This window comes from Paenibacillus sp. FSL H8-0282, assembly GCF_037963825.1.
Lineage (GTDB): Bacteria > Bacillota > Bacilli > Paenibacillales > Paenibacillaceae > Paenibacillus_AQ > Paenibacillus_AQ odorifer.
The window spans coordinates 643,845-661,563 of the sequence record NZ_CP150146.1; the positions used below are offsets into that span (position 1 = coordinate 643,845).

At 44.8% G+C, this 17,719-nt stretch carries 15 protein-coding genes; 12 read left to right on the forward strand and 3 right to left on the reverse strand.

All coding sequences use genetic code 11. From position 1 onward, the window contains the following. Positions 1 to 1,057: 1,057 nt before the first annotated feature. From NST94_RS02835 to galU, 11 genes are all read left to right on the forward strand, one after another. Entirely contained in the window at positions 1,058 to 2,608 is a 1,551-nt protein-coding gene (locus NST94_RS02835; RefSeq protein WP_139331104.1) for a spore germination protein, read from the forward strand. Then, the gene (locus tag NST94_RS02840) at positions 2,605 to 3,762 is read left to right on the forward strand and encodes a Ger(x)C family spore germination protein (RefSeq protein ID WP_076278130.1); all 1,158 of its coding nucleotides are present in this window, start codon (positions 2,605 to 2,607) and stop codon (positions 3,760 to 3,762) included. Before NST94_RS02835 ends, NST94_RS02840 begins: the two co-directional genes overlap by 4 nt. A 239-nt stretch (positions 3,763 to 4,001) precedes the next feature. Continuing rightward, positions 4,002 to 5,114: an endospore germination permease gene (locus NST94_RS02845; RefSeq protein ID WP_076303404.1), complete on the forward strand. Its 1,113-nt coding sequence runs from the start codon at positions 4,002 to 4,004 to the stop codon at positions 5,112 to 5,114. Between the two features lie 240 nt (positions 5,115 to 5,354). Then, a complete protein-coding gene (locus NST94_RS02850) occupies positions 5,355 to 5,873 on the forward strand; it encodes a DJ-1/PfpI family protein (RefSeq protein WP_076303403.1) in 519 nt (172 codons plus the stop codon). Between the two features lie 23 nt (positions 5,874 to 5,896). Further along, complete coding sequence (locus NST94_RS02855) at positions 5,897 to 6,520, forward strand: hypothetical protein (RefSeq protein ID WP_076138393.1); 624 nt, start codon at positions 5,897 to 5,899, stop codon at positions 6,518 to 6,520. 21 nt (positions 6,521 to 6,541) lie between these two features. Beyond that, positions 6,542 to 6,838, forward strand: coding sequence for an antibiotic biosynthesis monooxygenase (locus tag NST94_RS02860; protein ID WP_076303402.1), 297 nt, complete (start codon positions 6,542 to 6,544; stop codon positions 6,836 to 6,838). A gap of 14 nt (positions 6,839 to 6,852) precedes the next feature. After that, positions 6,853 to 7,671 (forward strand): aminoglycoside phosphotransferase family protein, encoded by an 819-nt coding sequence (locus NST94_RS02865; RefSeq protein WP_248549070.1) that lies wholly within the window; start codon positions 6,853 to 6,855, stop codon positions 7,669 to 7,671. A gap of 28 nt (positions 7,672 to 7,699) precedes the next feature. Then, positions 7,700 to 8,245, forward strand: coding sequence for a DUF1697 domain-containing protein (locus NST94_RS02870; RefSeq protein ID WP_076186269.1), 546 nt, complete (start codon positions 7,700 to 7,702; stop codon positions 8,243 to 8,245). A gap of 206 nt (positions 8,246 to 8,451) precedes the next feature. After that, positions 8,452 to 10,581, forward strand: a complete 2,130-nt coding sequence (locus tag NST94_RS02875; protein WP_248549069.1) for a glycosyltransferase family 39 protein — start codon at positions 8,452 to 8,454, stop codon at positions 10,579 to 10,581. A 78-nt stretch (positions 10,582 to 10,659) separates the two neighbouring features. After that, positions 10,660 to 11,646: a glycosyltransferase family 2 protein gene (locus NST94_RS02880; RefSeq protein ID WP_076138397.1), complete on the forward strand. Its 987-nt coding sequence runs from the start codon at positions 10,660 to 10,662 to the stop codon at positions 11,644 to 11,646. 18 nt (positions 11,647 to 11,664) lie between these two features. After that, positions 11,665 to 12,585 carry a UTP--glucose-1-phosphate uridylyltransferase GalU gene (galU, locus tag NST94_RS02885; protein WP_179089473.1) on the forward strand — a complete coding sequence of 307 codons (921 nt, stop codon included), beginning with the start codon at positions 11,665 to 11,667 and terminating at the stop codon, positions 12,583 to 12,585. 389 nt (positions 12,586 to 12,974) lie between these two features. Here the strand turns inward: galU and NST94_RS02890 are convergent, their stop codons facing one another. The 3 genes from NST94_RS02890 to NST94_RS02900 form a co-directional block, all read right to left on the reverse strand. Continuing rightward, positions 12,975 to 13,541, reverse strand: coding sequence for an FAD-dependent oxidoreductase (locus tag NST94_RS02890; RefSeq protein WP_036676776.1), 567 nt, complete (start codon positions 13,539 to 13,541; stop codon positions 12,975 to 12,977). 167 nt (positions 13,542 to 13,708) lie between these two features. Then, entirely contained in the window at positions 13,709 to 15,292 is a 1,584-nt protein-coding gene (locus NST94_RS02895; protein ID WP_076186276.1) for a HAMP domain-containing sensor histidine kinase, read from the reverse strand. After that, positions 15,289 to 15,972, reverse strand: coding sequence for a response regulator transcription factor (locus tag NST94_RS02900; protein WP_038568592.1), 684 nt, complete (start codon positions 15,970 to 15,972; stop codon positions 15,289 to 15,291). The genes NST94_RS02895 and NST94_RS02900 overlap by 4 nt, the downstream gene beginning before the upstream one ends. Before the next feature lie 475 nt (positions 15,973 to 16,447). Here NST94_RS02900 and NST94_RS02905 point away from each other — a divergent pair, with 475 nt between their 5' ends. Then, positions 16,448 to 17,611, forward strand: a complete 1,164-nt coding sequence (locus NST94_RS02905; RefSeq protein ID WP_076278140.1) for a glucose-1-phosphate adenylyltransferase — start codon at positions 16,448 to 16,450, stop codon at positions 17,609 to 17,611. Positions 17,612 to 17,719: the final 108 nt, after the last annotated feature.

Genomic DNA, 17,719 nt, shown 5'->3' on the forward strand with positions numbered 1-17,719 from the left:
AACGGACCCAGGAGCCCCTAAACGTTGCATTTATCGACTTTTGGTGTGCTATCGGACCCCATAGTCGCTATTGGCATGAAAATCGCCCGATTAGAGCCACTTTTGATGAGATAGCTGCACTGGAGTCCGAAAATGTGCCCAAAAGGCGGTAATTGAGCCAATAACGCCTCCTGAGTCCGTAAGCGTCTGAGGATGTACTCGGTGTTATCGTATCTGAGTCCGTAAGCCTCAGGGGATGTGTTCGGTGTTATTGCGCTAGGTCAGTAAGCCCAAAGGATGAGTGTGATTCGGCGGTAACGGACCCAGTAGCCCCTAAACGTTGCATTTATCGACTTTTGGTGTGCTATCGGACCCCATAGTCGCTATTGGCATGAAAATCGCCCGATTAGAGCCACTTTTGATGAGATAGCTGCACTGGAGTCCGAAAATGTGCCCAAAAGGCGGTAATTGAGCCAATAACGCCTCCTGAGTCCGTAAGCGTCTGAGGATGCACTCGGTGTTATCGTATCTGAGTCCGTAAGCGTCTGAGGATGCACTCGGTGTTATCGTACCTAGATCTGTAAGTACTTGAGAGTGTATTCGTGTTATCGTGCTAGGTGCGTAAGCCCAAAGGATGAGTGTGACTCGGCGGCAACGGACCCAGTAGTCCCTAAACGTTGCATTTATCGACTTTTGGCGTGCTATCGGACTCCATAGTCGCTATTGGCATAAAAATCGCCCGAACAGAGCCACTTTGAATGAAATAGCTGCACTGGAGTCCGAAAATGTGCCCAAAAGGCGGTAATTGAGCCAATAACGCCTCCTGAGTCCGTAAGCGTCTGAGGATGTATGCGGTGTTGAGTGCCTGAGCCGAAAGTGTCTGAGGATGTATGCAGTGAGTCGCTCGCTATTGGCATGACCCCAAGGGCTGATTTAGTGACTTACCTGCGGAACCCAGCTTATGGAGCAGTCTCATTTTCTTTCTTGTTGATCCCTTTTCAGTATAATTTTGGCGGATAGGATTTGGAGAGACGGGGGATAATTTCTAGGAAACCTAATTCTGACAGGAGTGACTACTGTGGAGGAACGGCCAGCAGGTGGGAACAGCAATACGTCTCAAAAAAACACAAAATCTGAGCAGACTCTGAGTACGTCACTGGATGAAATGATGACTGTGTTTAGAGACATATTCAAGAACGATGGAACGCTTAGAATCAGAGTGTTTAGCAACATGTTTAGTGATAGTCTTCGCTTTGGATTAGTCTATGTTGACGGAATGGTTGACAAACATATGATCCAAGAGGGGATTATCAAGCCCGTCATGGCATTTGATTTTACCGAAAAGGATTGTGGCAATAAAGCCGAGCTGATGGAGAACATCCGGACGCAGGTCATTAGTATTAGCGATGTGGTTGCCTCTGAGAATTTTGATGAAATGATCTATGCGATTATAGCTGGCAAGACCTTACTGTTGATGGACGGTTATGCCGGTGTTCTGAACATTGGTGCACAGGGTTGGGAGACGAAAGCTCTTGCGGAACCGGTTACCGAAAAAAGTGTGAAAGGTCCAAGGGAGGGATTTACGGAATCACTGTTAGTAAATCTCACTCTTATTCGGCGCAGGGTACAAGATTCCGAGTTAAAATTTGTTTTTAGTTCACTGGGAACACGGTCCAAAACACCGATATGTATCTGTTACATGGAGGGGTTAGCATCACCGGCTATTCTCAAAGAATTACAGAATCGAATGGAACAGATTGACATAGATCTTATTCTAGATACGGCATCTCTGGCGGAATTAATTAGAGACGAGCCCTATTCGCCCTTTGAAATGACAGGAAGTACAGAGCGCCCGGATGCTGTAGTCAGTAACATGATGGAGGGCAGAGTTGCCGTGCTCATTGAAGGCAGCCCGTTTGCAATGACTGTCCCCTATGTATTTGTAGAGAATTTTCAAGCCAGCTCGGATTATTACATTAACTTTTATTTTGGTTCCTTCAATCGAATGTTGAGAGTTTTTGGAGCTTTTTTGTCGATCAGTATACCTGCTCTTTACGTAGCTTTAGTTACCTATAGCCAGGAAATGATCCCAACCATGTTGTTGCTCAGTATTTCTACAGCAAGAGTAGCAGTCCCTTTTCCTACAATAGTAGAAGCGTTATTCATGTTAACTATATTTGAAATATTAAGAGAGGCGGGTGAGCGGATACCTACCTATATAGGACAGGCTATCAGTATCGTAGGCGCTCTCGTGTTAGGACAAGCAGCAGTGGAGGCTAGAATAGTTAGTGCTCCAATGATTATTGTAGTCGGTTTAACAGGAATCATGACGCTACTTAACCCTAGGTTGACCGGTCCTTTAATTATCGTAAGAACATTGCTGCTGGGTGCGAGTTTTTTTCTAGGGATATACGGTTATTTTCTTGGAATGCTTGGTTTAGTAGTTCATTTGATGAGTCTGCGTAGTTTTGGGGTTCCATACATGCTTGGAGTAGGCTCAATCCGTCCTCAGGACATTAAAGATACAGCGATCAGGGCGCCGTGGTGGCATATGTATCTGCGTCCGGCGTTAATTGGGGCACGAAATATGAGGAGAAAAGGTTCCAATAAAATAAGGAGAAGACCATGAGCAAGCTGAAAAGGATACTTCTGATTGTTACATCCATGATGCTTCTGATCTGCAATACAGGCTGCTGGAACTACTTTGAAATTGACGATATGTCGATTGTTGCCGGGGTCGCGATTGATAAGGGGAAAAAAGACGGTCAGTTATTGGTGACAACAGAGATTGTAGATACGAAGGAAGGAATGAAATCAAGTCAGGCTGGCTTCAAAATGATCACGCTCGCGGGCGAGACCATGTTTGATATTGTGAGGGGAATGATCTCGATCACTGGAAAAAAGTTATTTTGGAGCCATTCTAAGGCGATTATCCTTAGTGAGGAGATTGCAAGGGAGGGAGTCACCAAAGTAATAGATTGGTACAACAGGGATACGGAAACCCGATCGGATGTGTATATTTTTGTCGCTAAAGAGAAGTCGGCTCAAGAAATCATAAGTCTCAGCAGTTCGACTGAGAGTATTATGTCCTATGCACTTGCACAGCAGATGAGGACTGAGAAAAATGTAAGTACAGCGCCGGTTGTGGAAATTTGGGACTTCATAGATAAGCTCGAGGCTTCTGGTGAATATGCCATCGCTCCATTAATTTATGTTCATGAACAAAATAAGACGAAGAATGCACGAGTTAGCGGAACAGCTATTTTCAGGATGGATAAAATGATCGGTATGATCAGTGGCGAAGAAACGAAATACATGTTGTTTGCCAACAATCAAATCCAGGGAGGTGTGTTAATCGTAAAGGATGAAAGTGGAGAACCTGCCTTTTCCCTCGAAATTTTATCCAATCGTACAAAAATAAAACCTGTATGGATAAACGGTAAGCTCCAAATAAAGCTTAATACACTGACACACGCAGGACTGGACGAGGTCAAATCTTCGGGGGAATTCAATAATCTGGACAGCAAGAAGACTATAGAAAGGTGGGCTGAAAAAGAACTGGAGGAGCAGATTCTCTCCGTTATTCATAAGGTTCAGAAGGATTACCAAGCAGATATTTTTGGATTTGGAGAGCTTCTTCATGAGAAAATGCCACGGACCTGGGAGAAAATCGAGAAAAACTGGGGGAAGGAATTTTCCAACGTAGAGATAGTAGTGAATTCCAAGGTGATTATCGAGAGCAGTGCACAAACGTCAAGGTCTATCAAGATTCATCAAAAATAGGTGATAAAATTGGTTGTTGTGGTCATATTTATCTATGCGGTAATTGTTTTGAGTGATCCTTATGGTCTATGGAAACAGGGGATGAAGCGGGATTTTTATGTTTCTTCCGCACTATGTCTGGTATCATTCTGTATTGCTTTTGCATTGGCAATGAGATGGTCACTCCCTAGTCCTTCACCATACCTAGAACACTGGATTAAGATGCTATTTTAGGGGACAAGCCTAAGGGAGAATAGAGTATGAACAAAGAGATCGTATCAACAGGGCATGCTATTAGTATTGCTGTCTTGTTTATTATGGGGACTTCAATATTTATGGGTGTGCCGGGAGAATCCGGTAACAGTAACTGGATCGCCGTATTATTAGCCATGGTACTGGTGGTCCCACTGCTGCTGATATATGCCAGACTACACATCCTATTACCAGGCAAGGATCTATTTGATATGTTGATTACCGTGTTTGGAGGCGTCTTGGGTCGAATCATTTCTTGTCTCTATATTTGGTATACCTTTCATCTAGGGACACTAATTCTTAGGGTTTTTGGAGAATTCAGTAGATCCGTTACTTTAACCGAAACACCAATGATAGCACCTATGGCATGTCTTGGACTGTTGTGTATATGGATAGTTAAGGCTGGGATTGAAGTGCTGGGGAGAAGTTCTAAGCTTCTATTACTGTTCGCAATATTTGTTAATCTAGTCATTGTCACCTTAGCTTTTTCCAAAATGGAATATCATCACTTACTTCCGCTGTTGGATAAAGGCTGGAAGCCATTATTTAACGATACGCTGGGCACATTTTCTTTTCCATTTGCAGAGGTTGTAGTCTTTCTGGGGGTATTCGGTAATTTATCGAAGAAGAGCTCAGCGAAGAAGGTATTATTTGGTGGCGTAGCGATTGCTGGGGCAATTATTATTATGGCTACACTACGGAACCTATTGATGCTGGGTCCTGAGGTCTTGTCTAGTTTATATTTTCCGGCTTATGTGTCTGCAGGGCGTATTAATGTAGGAGATTTTTTGACCCGAATTGAAGCGTCATCGGCAGTGGCTTTTGTAATCACAACATTTATAAAAGGAAGTTTATGCCTTTACGTATCTTGCATTGGAGTAGCTAAAGTATTCAAGCTCAAGAGTTACCGCTCCGTTGTGCTTCAGATGGGACTACTCATGATCTATTTTGCGGATTTTGTGTACAAGGATATTATGGAAATGTACTATTTCTCTTACCATATTTATAAAATATACGCCTTTCCTTTCCAGGTGATTATTCCGTTGATATTATGGATTTGCGCTGAAATTGTTGTGAGCCGAGGTAAAAATAAACAGATAGCGCCGCAGTCGCAGCAATAGCTCTAAATAGGAGGATACAGGTGTCTCGTGAGCCATAAAAGGTGGCTGTTGGGATGCTTGTGTCCTTTTTGTTATGAGTAATTAGGTGAAATCCCACATTCGGAATCTTAGCGGAGCGCATAGTTGTTATTGATTAGCGTCCTCTGAGTCCGTAAGTTTCAGGAGAGGGCGATGATGCTATAATGATAGATACATAGAATAGAGGTTACTTTTTTTGAGAACAGGGGAGCTGATCCATCATTGAATACATATATTCTTATATATGATAGCTTTGTGCAGTTTGAGGTTACATTGGCAGCTTATTTTATGAAAACAAAGGGTGAGGTTTATACCTTAGGTTTGGAAGATAAGGCGTTAATCTCCTGCGAGGGTTTTTCTGTGAATCCATCCGTATTGGTTGAAAATGTGGACGTTAGCACCATAGATTTATTGATTATCCCTGGTGGGGAAACAGATAATTTAATAGGGCAGGAGGCTCTATTAGATTTAATCAGAAGCCTGAATCGAGCAGGCAAAGTCATCGCGGGCATTTGCGGTGGGGTATCCATTCTTAAGGCAGCCGGAGTACTGGATGGTAAGGTTTATGTGGACAATGAATCCGGCGTATCTAACGTCGTTGTCGATGGAACAATCATTACCGCTAAGCCGAATGGATATGTAGATTTTGCGCTTGAAATTGGGCGAGTAATGAGTATCTATAAAGATGAGGCAGATTTGCAAGAAACGATAGATTTCTTTAAATATTTTAAATCCGTTTAAGGAGCAGAAGAGGGGAAACATGTATGAACGTTAGCAATATCATTATGTCCTCTTATTGGGGTAGAGAGGTTAAACATAAGTATATCACCCAAGGTTCCAAAGCGCTGGCTGTTATTTTTCCGGGTAAAAATTATTCAGCTGATCGCTCTCTGCTGGATTATGCGGCTAAAGCTGCCCGGGAGCATAATTGTGATGTTCTGCTTTTAGAATATGGTTACCAGAGTGCTAGGGTGGATTTCAAGCGTGAAGAAATGAGTATTATCATTGAGGAATGTAAAGCCGTGATTGCTTCTCTGCCGGATTATAAGAGGTTTCTTTTTATAAGTAAAAGCATGGGAGCTGTTATTGCAGGTAGAATAGCTGAAGAGCTAGAAATACAGAAGAAGACGTCTCATCTATATATCACCCCGTTGCCTGAGGCGGTGCCGCTGATTCAGCGGAGTCGGGGGACTGTAATTTATGGAGGCAGTGACCCCTTATTTGGTGAAGAGCATTCGGGTGAAATTAGTGGGCTGAATCATTTGAAGGTGTATAGAATCGATGATGCCAATCATTCGCTGGAGGTAGGCAGTGTCAACGAGTCACTAGCAATACTGCTGGTCATCATTAATTTCTATCATGAATTTTTCCGGGATGCTTTAAATTAATAACTTTAGGAGATGATGAGTGTGATTTTGGAAGCTGCGATGCTGCAAGTGAAGCCTGGTTTGACTACTGAATTTGAGCAAAGCTTCAAGGAGGCATCAAGCTTAATCTCCTCGATAGAGGGTTATTTGGGCCATGAATTACAACATTGCTTGGAGGATGAACATAAGTATCTGTTGCTGGTGAAGTGGAGAACGCTTGAAGACCACACTGTTGGGTTTAGAGAATCCAGCCAATATCAGGAATGGAAAGCACTCCTTCACCATTACTACGACCCATTTCCGGTAGTTGAGCATTTTACCCGCATTAATCTGGACTAAATGGAGGATACCGAATGAAGGCCAAGCTTGTTGGGGAAGGCAGAACAGCGGAGATCTGGCAGCATGACGATCAGAGGATTCTTAAATTGTACCGGGAGGATATAGCAGAGCAACACGTCAGCCGGGAATATAAAATCAGCCAGTTTGTACATGCGCGGGGTGTTCGGACCCCCCAGCCTTTTGAGCTTATTTCTGAACAGAATCGACAAGGTATCGTTTTTCAACAAATTCAGGGTCCCTCTTTACTAAAGGTGATGGGTGAGAAGCCTTGGAAAGTTACCCAATATGCCAGGCTGATGGCGGGGCTTCATTGTGATTTACATAAGCTTGAAACTACAGAGGAAATCGGCCAGCAAAAGGATATGCTGAAAAGTCAGATCATGGTTGCCCCTATGCTGAGCGAAGAGGAAAAATCCGTCATTTTGAAGTATCTGGAGAAGCTGCCGGAAGGCACTCGTTTATGTCATGGGGATTTTCATCCCGACAATGTGCTTATGGATGAACAGCTCTGGGTGATCGACTGGATGACGGGTGTAGTGGGAGAACCTGCTGGAGATGCTGCGCGTTCCGTAGTGATGTTCAGTTTGGGAGCTATGCCTCCGGGAGCTTCGGCCTTCTCCAAATTAATGTTAGGTTTTATAAGAAAAAGATTAACTAAGGGATACATTCAAGAGTATCTCAGATTATCAGGACACACTTATGAGGACGTAGACCGCTGGATTTTGCCGATCGCTGCCGCACGTCTGGTGGAGGGGCTTTCGCCTCCAGAGAAGGAGCTGCTGGTAAATGAAGTTCGTAAACGTCTACACACCTTAGCCGCAGAGGTAAGCTGATCATGGCACAAAAACGGAGGCGTATTCTATGACTACCTATATAGCGCTGCTGCGTGGAATTAACGTCGGCGGGAACAAAATTATTAAAATGTTGGACCTGAAGGCGATGTTTCAGTCTCTTGGATTTGCAAATGTACGAACGTATATTCAGAGTGGAAATGTCGTTTTTGAGAGTGATGAAGGTTCGGTAAGCCTGCTTAGAGGAGTCATTGAACGTCAGATTCATGAGGTTTTTGGATTCGAGGTCTCTGTTATTATCCGTACTTTAGCAGAAATGGAGAATGTGATCGCTAACGATCCCTTTCAGCTGTCCGAGCCAGAGGAATTCAAAAGATGGTATGTTACTTTTTTACCAGCCGAGCCTTCAGGGGAAGCATTGGATAAACTGTGCACTTATGAGAATGGACCGGATAAAGTGCGTTTTGTCGGCAGAGAGATGTATATATTATATGAGGTCAGTGTGAGCCAATCATCGCTTTTTAAAGTCCCTTTTGACAAAATACTCGGGATGCCCATTACCGCACGCAACTGGAACACGGTGAATAAGCTTGTTGCCATAGGCAAGATGGAATAACATAGTTTGGATTGAACAGGGTACCGAAAGGCTCCACATTGTGGGGTCTTTTTTGCGTTCCGGCAGCCTCATTTATTCAGCAAACATTCAGCTTGCACTCATTGAGAGTTAAGGTATGGATGAAATAATACACCTACGGAAAGCTTGGGCCGGAGTTACAGAACTGCCGGCATATAGAATGATCAAGGGATAGGAGTGAAATGGAGATGAGTTTTGCTAGAAAAATAAGCTCGGATCTTATACTGTGGCTCATTTTAATACTCGCTGCTTTTTTGTACGGTTATGGAGTTTGGAATGACCACTATGTGAATACATACTACACCACTGCCGTGGGAAGTATGCTGCAAAACTTTCATAATTTCTTCTTCGCTTCACTCGACTCTGCAGGTTCAGTCACGGTGGATAAACCACCGGTCACCTTTTGGATTCAGACTCTTAGCGCACTCATTTTCGGGCTGCATGGCTGGAGTGTAATTTTACCTCAGGCGCTTGGGGGCGTGGGCTCCGTGTTGCTCGTATACCTTCTGGTAAAACCTACCTTTGGTAAAGCAGCAGCTCGTTTAGCAGCGCTGGCCATGGCAACAACTCCAGTAGCGGCGGCTGTTAGCCGGACGAATAACATTGATGCTTTGTTAGTATTCACGTTACTGTTGGCGGTTTGGTTTTTATTTAAAGGAACGAAGAGTAATAAGCTGGGCAGTCTCCTTGCCGCATTCGCTTTAATCGGTGTTGGGTTTAATGAGAAGATGTTGCAGGCTTATATGGTATTGCCGGCTTTTTATCTCTTTTATGTCTTGGCTGCGAAAGTGAACTGGAAGCGAAAAACCGGAGTATTAGCGGCCTCGACAGCTATATTACTCGTGGTCTCGTTATCCTGGGCAGTGATAGTGGATTCGATTCCCGCTAGTAAACGACCTTATATCGGCAGCAGCGGTACTAACTCCGTGCTCAATCTTGCCTTTGGTTATAATGGTGTCGCCCGATTGACGGGTGATCGGGGGACAGGTGGTGGCGGAGGTGGAATGCCTTCAATGAATGGTGGTGAGATGCCGAACATGAATGGCGAGATGCCAGCTATGAACGGTGAAAGACCCGCTATGAACGGGGCAGATGCTGAAAATGGTACGGATAGCGGACGTGGATCATTTTCGGGTCGGCAAGGTATGAATTCAACCTCAGACAGTCAAAATGGCGCCGATGATGGAGGTTCTCCAGGGCAACCACCCGGCGGTGGAACAGATAATCAAAACCGGCAATTTGGTGGTGAAGGTGGGGGTCAAGGACAACGCGGCGGCATGAATGGCGGCGGAGGTGGAATGTTCAATACTGGAACCGCAGGTCCACTGCGCCTGTTCCAATCAGAGCTGTCAGGTCAGGCAAGCTGGATGCTGCCTTTTGTATTGTTTGGTTGTATTGGATTATTCGCTAATCTGCGGAGAAGGAACTTTACGCAAGGGCATAAAGAAGCTCTATTCTGGTTAGCATGGCTGGTGCCGGTGATGGGATTCTTCAGTATTGCGGGATTCTTCCATCAATATTATCTGGTGATGATGGCTCCGCCGATAGCCGCGCTGGTCGGTGCAGGCTGGTCAAAGCTCTGGAGTCTGTATCGTGAGCACTCTGGTTGGCTGTCATGGCTATTGCCAGTTGCGACGCTGGTTACAGCAGTTTTTCAATGGTACATTATTCATCCTTATGACGATACGATTGGCAGGGGCTGGTCGATTGGCATTCTGGCTGCCGGTATAGTTGTTTCTTTGGTGCTGGTCGTTCTTAAAGGCAAGCAGAAGCCATTTGTTTTCTCGGCAAGTATTGTTGCTGTACTAGTATTGTTAATTGGCCCGCTCTACTGGGCAGCTACCCCAATTACTTATGGCCTGAACAGTCAAACCCCTGAAGCAGGACCAGGCAGCAGTGAGGGCAGAGGAGGAATGGGCGGCAATTCTAGCAACTTTGGACGTAATAGCGCCACAAGTGCGAATGAGAGTCTGTTGTCCTATCTGGAGGAAAATAATACCGGGGAGCCTTATCTGTTTGCCGTATTGGATTATGGCACAGCAGCTCCTTATATCGTCGATAAGGGGGCATCGGTTGTTATTCTGAACGGTTTTTCCAATTCGGACACAGTATATACCACAGATACCCTAAAGGCGTTAGTAAAGAGTGGAAAGGTGAAATACTTCCTGCTGAGCAGCGGCGGTATGGGTGGTGGACGTGGAGGGAATTCTACGCTCTCTACCTGGATTACCGACAATGGCACAGAGGTTCCAGCAGCGGATTGGGCAGGAAATGACGCTGGCAACAGCGGAACGTTATACAAAGTTACAGTTAACTAGTTCAGTGTTTTAGAGTACGAAGCGTGCTAATACATTTGCAGGCACGCTTCAGCATTTAAATTAAAGGAGGAGCTGCTCATGAGTATCAACGTGCGCTATTCCATTATTATACCGATGTTTAATGAAGAGGCAGTCATTCAGGAAACGTATCGCCGTATTAAAAAAGTGATGGCAATGACGGAGGAAGTGTATGAGCTGATCTTCGTGAATGACGGCAGCACCGACAACTGTGCCCAGATGATCGAGGAATATAGCTACTGGGATGAGAGTGTGAAGCTGATCGATTTGTCACGTAACTTTGGACATCAGATCGCTATTACTGCCGGAATGGACTATGCCCTTGGGGATGCAGTTGTCATTATTGATGCTGATTTGCAAGACCCGCCTGAGCTGATCTTGGACATGATTGCGGAATGGAAGAAGGGGTATGAAGTTGTATATGCTAAGCGGGTGAAGCGAAACGGTGAATCCCTATTCAAAAAGTGGACGGCCAGCCTCTTTTATAGAATTCTGCGTTATTCAACCGATATTTCTATCCCTGTGGATACGGGTGATTTTCGGCTTATAGATCGTAGGGTCTGCGAAGAGCTCAAACGTCTACCGGAGAAAAACCGTTTCGTGCGCGGACTGGTCAGCTGGGTTGGTTTCCGTCAGAAGGCGATTGAATATGAACGGGATGAACGTCTGGCGGGGGAAACTAAATATCCACTAAAACGTATGATCAAGCTCTCTTTGGACGGAATCACCTCCTTTTCCTATAAGCCGCTGAAGCTGGCAGGATATTTGGGCGCACTGCTGTCGGCTTCTGGTTTTCTGTACCTTATGTATGTTTTGTACCTGGTGATTTTTACAGACTCAGTTGTTAAGGGCTGGGCTTCGATGATTGGAATTACGCTGACCTTCAACGGATTTGTACTCATTATGCTAGGAATACTAGGTGAATATGTCGGCCGGATTTATGACGAAACTAAGGGACGTCCGCTTTATATTGTCCAAGAGTTCTATGAAGGTAAGGGGCAGCAAAAGAACATTCGTGAGCACCCTGTGACCCATCTCCGTAAATAAACTGCAAGGGAGGGATTCATGATGAAGATTAGAAAAGCTGTCATTCCCGCCGCGGGCTTAGGCACTCGTTTCCTGCCTGCCACTAAGGCTCAGCCAAAAGAAATGCTGCCCATTGTGGATAAACCAGCGATTCAATATATCGTAGAAGAAGCCGTCCGCTCTGGTATTGAAAGTATTATCATCGTGACCGGCCGCAATAAGAAGTCGATTGAAGATCATTTTGATAAATCGGTGGAGCTGGAGCAGACGCTTTTGGAAAAAGGGAAAGAGGATCTACTTCGTGAAGTCCAGCTAATCAGTGAGCTAGCGAGCATCCATTACATTAGGCAAAAAGAGCCGCTGGGACTAGGCCATGCCATCCTTTGTGCGGAACAATTTATCGGTGATGAACCTTTTGCTGTTTTGCTTGGTGACGATATTATGGTTTCGGAGGACCCGGCGCTGCTGCAGATGATGAGATTGTATGAGCAAGAGGAGCAGACTATCGTCGGTGTGCAGCAGGTGCCACGGCAGGAGGTTAACAAATATGGGATTATAGCTTCCAGCGGCTCACTAAATGGAGTTCATGAAGTAAAAGGATTGGTAGAGAAGCCCTCGCCTGAAACAGCACCTTCAGAATACGCCATTATGGGGCGATACATTTTGGAGCCTTCGATATTCTCAGTACTGGCTAACCTCGAACGTGGAGCGGGCGGTGAATATCAACTGACGGATGCTTTGCACGAGGTATGCCGGCAAGAAGGATTGCTGGCGCTGGATTTAATCGGCAAACGTTATGATATTGGTGATAAATTTGGTTACATTAAAGCCACGCTGGAGGTAGGTTTGATGCGGGAGGATTTGCGCCCATTATTGGTTCCGTATTTGCAGGAGCTGGCTGCTAGTCTTAAGGGAAGAGAAGAAGAAGTGGATTCCTTGCATTGGAGTATACACAGTTGAGGGAGAGAAACTGTTTCAAACGATCATAACATCGGCTTCGGTGGTGGGATGAGGTTTTGAAGCAGTTTTTTTGCGTGTGGTGTTCAAAGGACGGTGAGGGACGAGCAAATAAGTGTACTTTATACAATTAAAAGTATGGGGGACAGCTGCAAATCGATTTAGTTGCACTTGATACATCTATATCTTTACATTTTAGCTAGAATGCTCAGTTAGCCTGTTTTTAGTTGCATAAAATACACTTAAAACAGCCGTGTGGGTGTTATTGTATGAAATAGCTGCATCAAGTGCAGTTATTTTTAAATTTCGTAACTTGTTTCTCCTGGGTGACGAAAAAATCCGAAAGACCGATTCCTAAGAATCATCCTCCGGATTTATGTTTTGAGTATAGATTAAGCTTTCAGCACATCATGATCAACGTAACGCGCACCATTTAACTCGCTAATTACATTAATAGCTACCTTCGCACCATCGCCTGCGGTAATAATGGCATGTACACTTACTCCAGCAACAGTACCAGCAGCCCAAATACCTGCGATATTCGTTTTGCCTTCAGCATCAACGGCTACTACAGTTTTGATTCTTGGCTCTGTACCATCCTTAGTCTCCACACCAGCTTTGGCAGCTAGATCTGTAAGGGCGCCTGTGGCAAGAATGACATGTTTTGCTTCATAGATAATTCCATCTTCAGTTTCAATGACAAAACCATTGCCGCTGGAGGTGAGGTTGATAGCCTGTTCGGAAACCAGCTCAGCGCCAAATTTAACGGCTTGCTTATGCCCGGTTTCGACCAGCTCAGGACCACCTACTTCGGAAATTCCATAAAAGTTCTCAAACCAACCTCTGCGGGTCATGCCCTTATCGTTGTCGATCAGCAGCGTTTTTTTGCCCGCCTTGGCGGCGAACAGGGCTGCGCTTGCACCGGCAGGACCGGCGCCAATTACGGCGATTTCGTACATGTATTTACCTCCTAAAAGTTTTGTGGAGCGATGCTCCTTAGAATGGACTACATAGCAAAACTGGCAACGAAATCATACGCTTGGTTTTGTGAAGCAAAACTCACTTCGAAAGCATACGCTTAAGTTTTGTGGAGCGACGCTCCAGTTCCTCTTAATTATAACGGTTGTTACTCTTCCTTGGCTAATCCTTCCTCGCAAGGCAGACTAACCGTAAACGTTGTGCCCTCCCCAACGGTGCTATTTACACTAATCTTGCCGTGATGTGCCTCGACAATAGATTTTGTAATGGAGAGGCCTAACCCTGATCCGCCGTATTTACGTGTACGAGAGGAGTCACTGCGGTAGAATCGATCAAAGATATGTGGGATGTGCTCTCCGGGAATTCCGTAGCCATTATCCCGCACGCTTAATAGAGCCTGATTTCCTTCCGCTTGTAAAGAGAGATGAATGCTCCCTGTCGTGGCATTGGTATGCTGAACTGCATTGTGGAACAGATTCAGAATCACCTGCTTGAGCTTATAGGGATCATATTTACCACGGATGCCATAGGAGATATCAAAGGTAACTTTACGTTGATCTGCGAGCAAAAGCAGATGCGGCTTCATTTCGTGAATTACCTCGCTGAGAATCAGATCAGTCATCTGCAGTTGTGGAGCTCCATCCATTCGAGCGAGCAGTAGCAGATCCTCGACCAGCTTGTTGATCCGTTTCGATTCACCATGCATGCTTCGCAACGAGTTATATAACTGTTCTTTATTATCGGCGGCGCCCCGCAGCAAGACCTCAAGAAAACCGTGTATTGAGGTAAGCGGAGTTCTAAGCTCGTGGGAAGCATCGGCAGCGAACCTGCGCATCTGCTCCTTGGCCTCCCGTTCATTATGAAAGGATATTTCGAGACGTTCGAGCATACCATTGAATGAATGAGCAAGCTTGTCGATCTCGGCCTGTCCTTGGTCAACTGGAAACCGAATATCCAAATTACCGGCATTAATGATCTCAGCCGATTCTCCCATATTAGATAGAGGAACTAACGTCTTTCGCAGGGCCGGCAAGTATAGGAATAATCCAGTCAATAAAGCAATCACTGACAAACCTGCGTAGATCAGCAGCTGCTGCATTATCACATCCGTCAATGGCCCCGTGCTCACACTCATTTGCAGCAGCAATCTAGTATTTCCAGGCCTATAAAGATTCATGAATATGGCTAGATGTTCAGTGCCGTCTTCAGCTTGGATGAGCTTGTAATTTCCTGTTGCCCTATCCGTGGTGTGAATCAGCAGCGCATCGTATTGCTCATTGGTCAGCCTGGGTGCTGCTATATCTGAGAGGGTTAATTGCTGTAAATCCCTGAAGGTGCCATCCGAGCTGTACATGGCGAGAGTTGTATGGGCATCAAGCAAAAGCGGACGCCGGTTCTCGCCAGTTCGCAGCCCACTTGGCATTTTATTCATGTCTTCTCTTTCCAACGGGAAATTGCTGTTAAACTCGTTGTTTGTGTCATTTATACCTGTGCTGTCCTCGTCATAGGAATTAAAAAAGTTAAAGAACATCTCACGGGGGACAGAACGTATTTGCGCTTCCATAGACTCGGCTCTATTGCTGTATATAAAATCTCGCATAAGGATATATTGTAAGACTCCAATTAGCAGCAGCAATCCTGATAGAATAAGCAGCGATGTGGCAAGCAGCTGTTTACGCAGGGAACGTGGTGCAGGCAGTCTGCGAAGCCATCTGAAGATGGGAGTGCTCATAGATCCACCCGGTAGCCTGCACCCCGCAGGGTACGGATAATACGGTGCTCCTTATCTCCGAGCTTCTCACGAAGCGAACGGATATAGACCTCAACAATATTTTCCTCACCGCCAAAATCATAGCCCCACACTTTATCAAGAATCATAGGCTTGCTGAGTACAAGGCCGTGATTGATAACGAGATACTGTAATAACTCGTATTCCGTAGGGGAGAGTTCAAGTACTTCCTCCCTGAAGCGAATTTCCTTTCGCCGACTGTCAATTCGGAAAGGACCGCAGCGGACCTCACCTAGCAGCCCCGGAAACTGATTCCGCAGCCGCGCTTGGATCCGCGCTAGTAATTCATCAAAGCTGAAGGGCTTGACCATATAGTCGTCAGCACCAATAGATAGTCCTTTTACGCGATCATCCACTTCGTCTTTTGCAGTAAGCATGATGACAGCTACCTCTGTCTCTTCTGAGCGCAGATAGTGACATACCTCGAATCCATCCATACCCGGCATCATAACATCCAGGATAGCTACATGGGGCTTGAATTCAGCTGCAATCGAAATGGCGCTTAGCCCGTCCGACGCGGTTCGTACTTCAAAACCTTCGTTAAGGAGACCCAGCTCCAGGAACTGTAATATATGAGGCTCATCATCTACGAGCAGAAGTCGAACTCCTTGTACTGCTTTCATCATAGGTTCCTCCAAATCGGTGATAGATAGCTTCATTATGCCATATCCGGTTGAATGTTTGCTGAAGACCGAATGATTCTTTTTCTAGAATAAATGAGTGAATTTCTTTCACATGGCTTTAAATTGGTTAATCTAGTTATAAGGAATATTAACGTGTTTAATGACAAACAGGGTTAAAAATTCCGGATTTTCGGAATTGCGATAAAGGGTTTTGACGAAGAATATAGAACACTTTACAATAAGGATAATCTCCTGATTCAGGCTCCTGATTTTGGAGAATGCTCTCCCTATTTTAGGTTAGATCATCCGAACGTGTAAAATTTCCTTCCTCGTTTTTTCAACTTTGTCATCTTCCTATCAAGGCTCATTTCTTTCTGGTGTATTTCTTTTCTAATTCACTTCTTTTTGGAATTCTGTTCATTCATCCTAGGTTTGCTGAACTTTATATTACCCATAAGTCAAGGGAGGCTTTTCCATGAAGAAAAAAGAAATGGTAGCCATGCTATTGGCTGGAGGCCAAGGCAAAAGATTGAAAGGTTTAACCAAATCGCTTGCCAAGCCCGCTGTCTATTTTGGGGGCACTTATCGGATCATCGACTTTCCTTTAAGTAACTGCTCCAACTCGGGTATTGATACTGTCGGTGTATTGACACAGTATGAGCCACTTATACTACATTCTTACATCGGAGTAGGCAGTGATTGGGATTTGAACCGTAAGAATGGTGGAGTATTCGTATTGCCACCGCATGAACGTGAGAATGGAAGCAGCTGGTATCGGGGAACAGCCGATGCGATTTATCGAAATCTTAAATTTGTAGATCAGTTCGACCCTGAGCATGTTCTTATTCTATCCGGTGATCACATTTATAAAATGGATTATCATGCTATGCTGCAATACCACAAGGAGAGAAATGCAGATTGCACAATTTCTGTGATTGACGTTCCGCTGGAGGAAGCAAGTCGATTTGGAATCTTAAATACGGAGGACGATCTGAAAATTTACGAATTTGAAGAGAAGCCTGCACAGCCAAAAAGCACGCTAGCTTCTATGGGTGTGTACATCTTTAAATGGGAAATTCTCCGCAAGCATTTACTGGAGGACGGAGAGAATATAGGGTCATCTCACGATTTTGGTAAGGATATCATTCCTTTGATGCTGGAAGACGGGAACTCTTTATTTGCGTACCCTTTTGAAGGGTATTGGAGAGACGTTGGAACGGTAGCAAGCCTGTGGGAAGCGAATATGGATTTACTGAGCGATAATCCACCGCTTAATCTAAATGATCCCAACTGGCGCATATTTACACGTAATCCGAATCAACCTGCTCAATATGTCGCACCTGGGGCGAAAGTGTCAGGATGCATTATTAATGAAGGGTGCATTGTGCATGGTGAAGTGAAGCACTCGGTTCTTTTTTATGGCGTAGAGGTAGGTGAAGGCAGTGTGATTACGGACTCCGTAATTATGCCTAAGGTTAAGATTGGTAAGAACGTACGCATTCATAAAGCGATTATTAGTGAGAATACGGTAATCGACGATTATATGGAAATAGGCATCGAGCGGGAGAACGAGAACGAAATTCTGCTGATCGACAATAAAAGCAAGAAACGTAAATCAGCTGTGGCCAAAACCATATAATCAAGCTAAAACGCCTTCGGCGTCCTTCTAGGGACGGTAAGCGTTTATGCGAGATTTATAAGGATAAAGTATATAGTGAAACTTATACTTTCTTATAAATTATAAGAG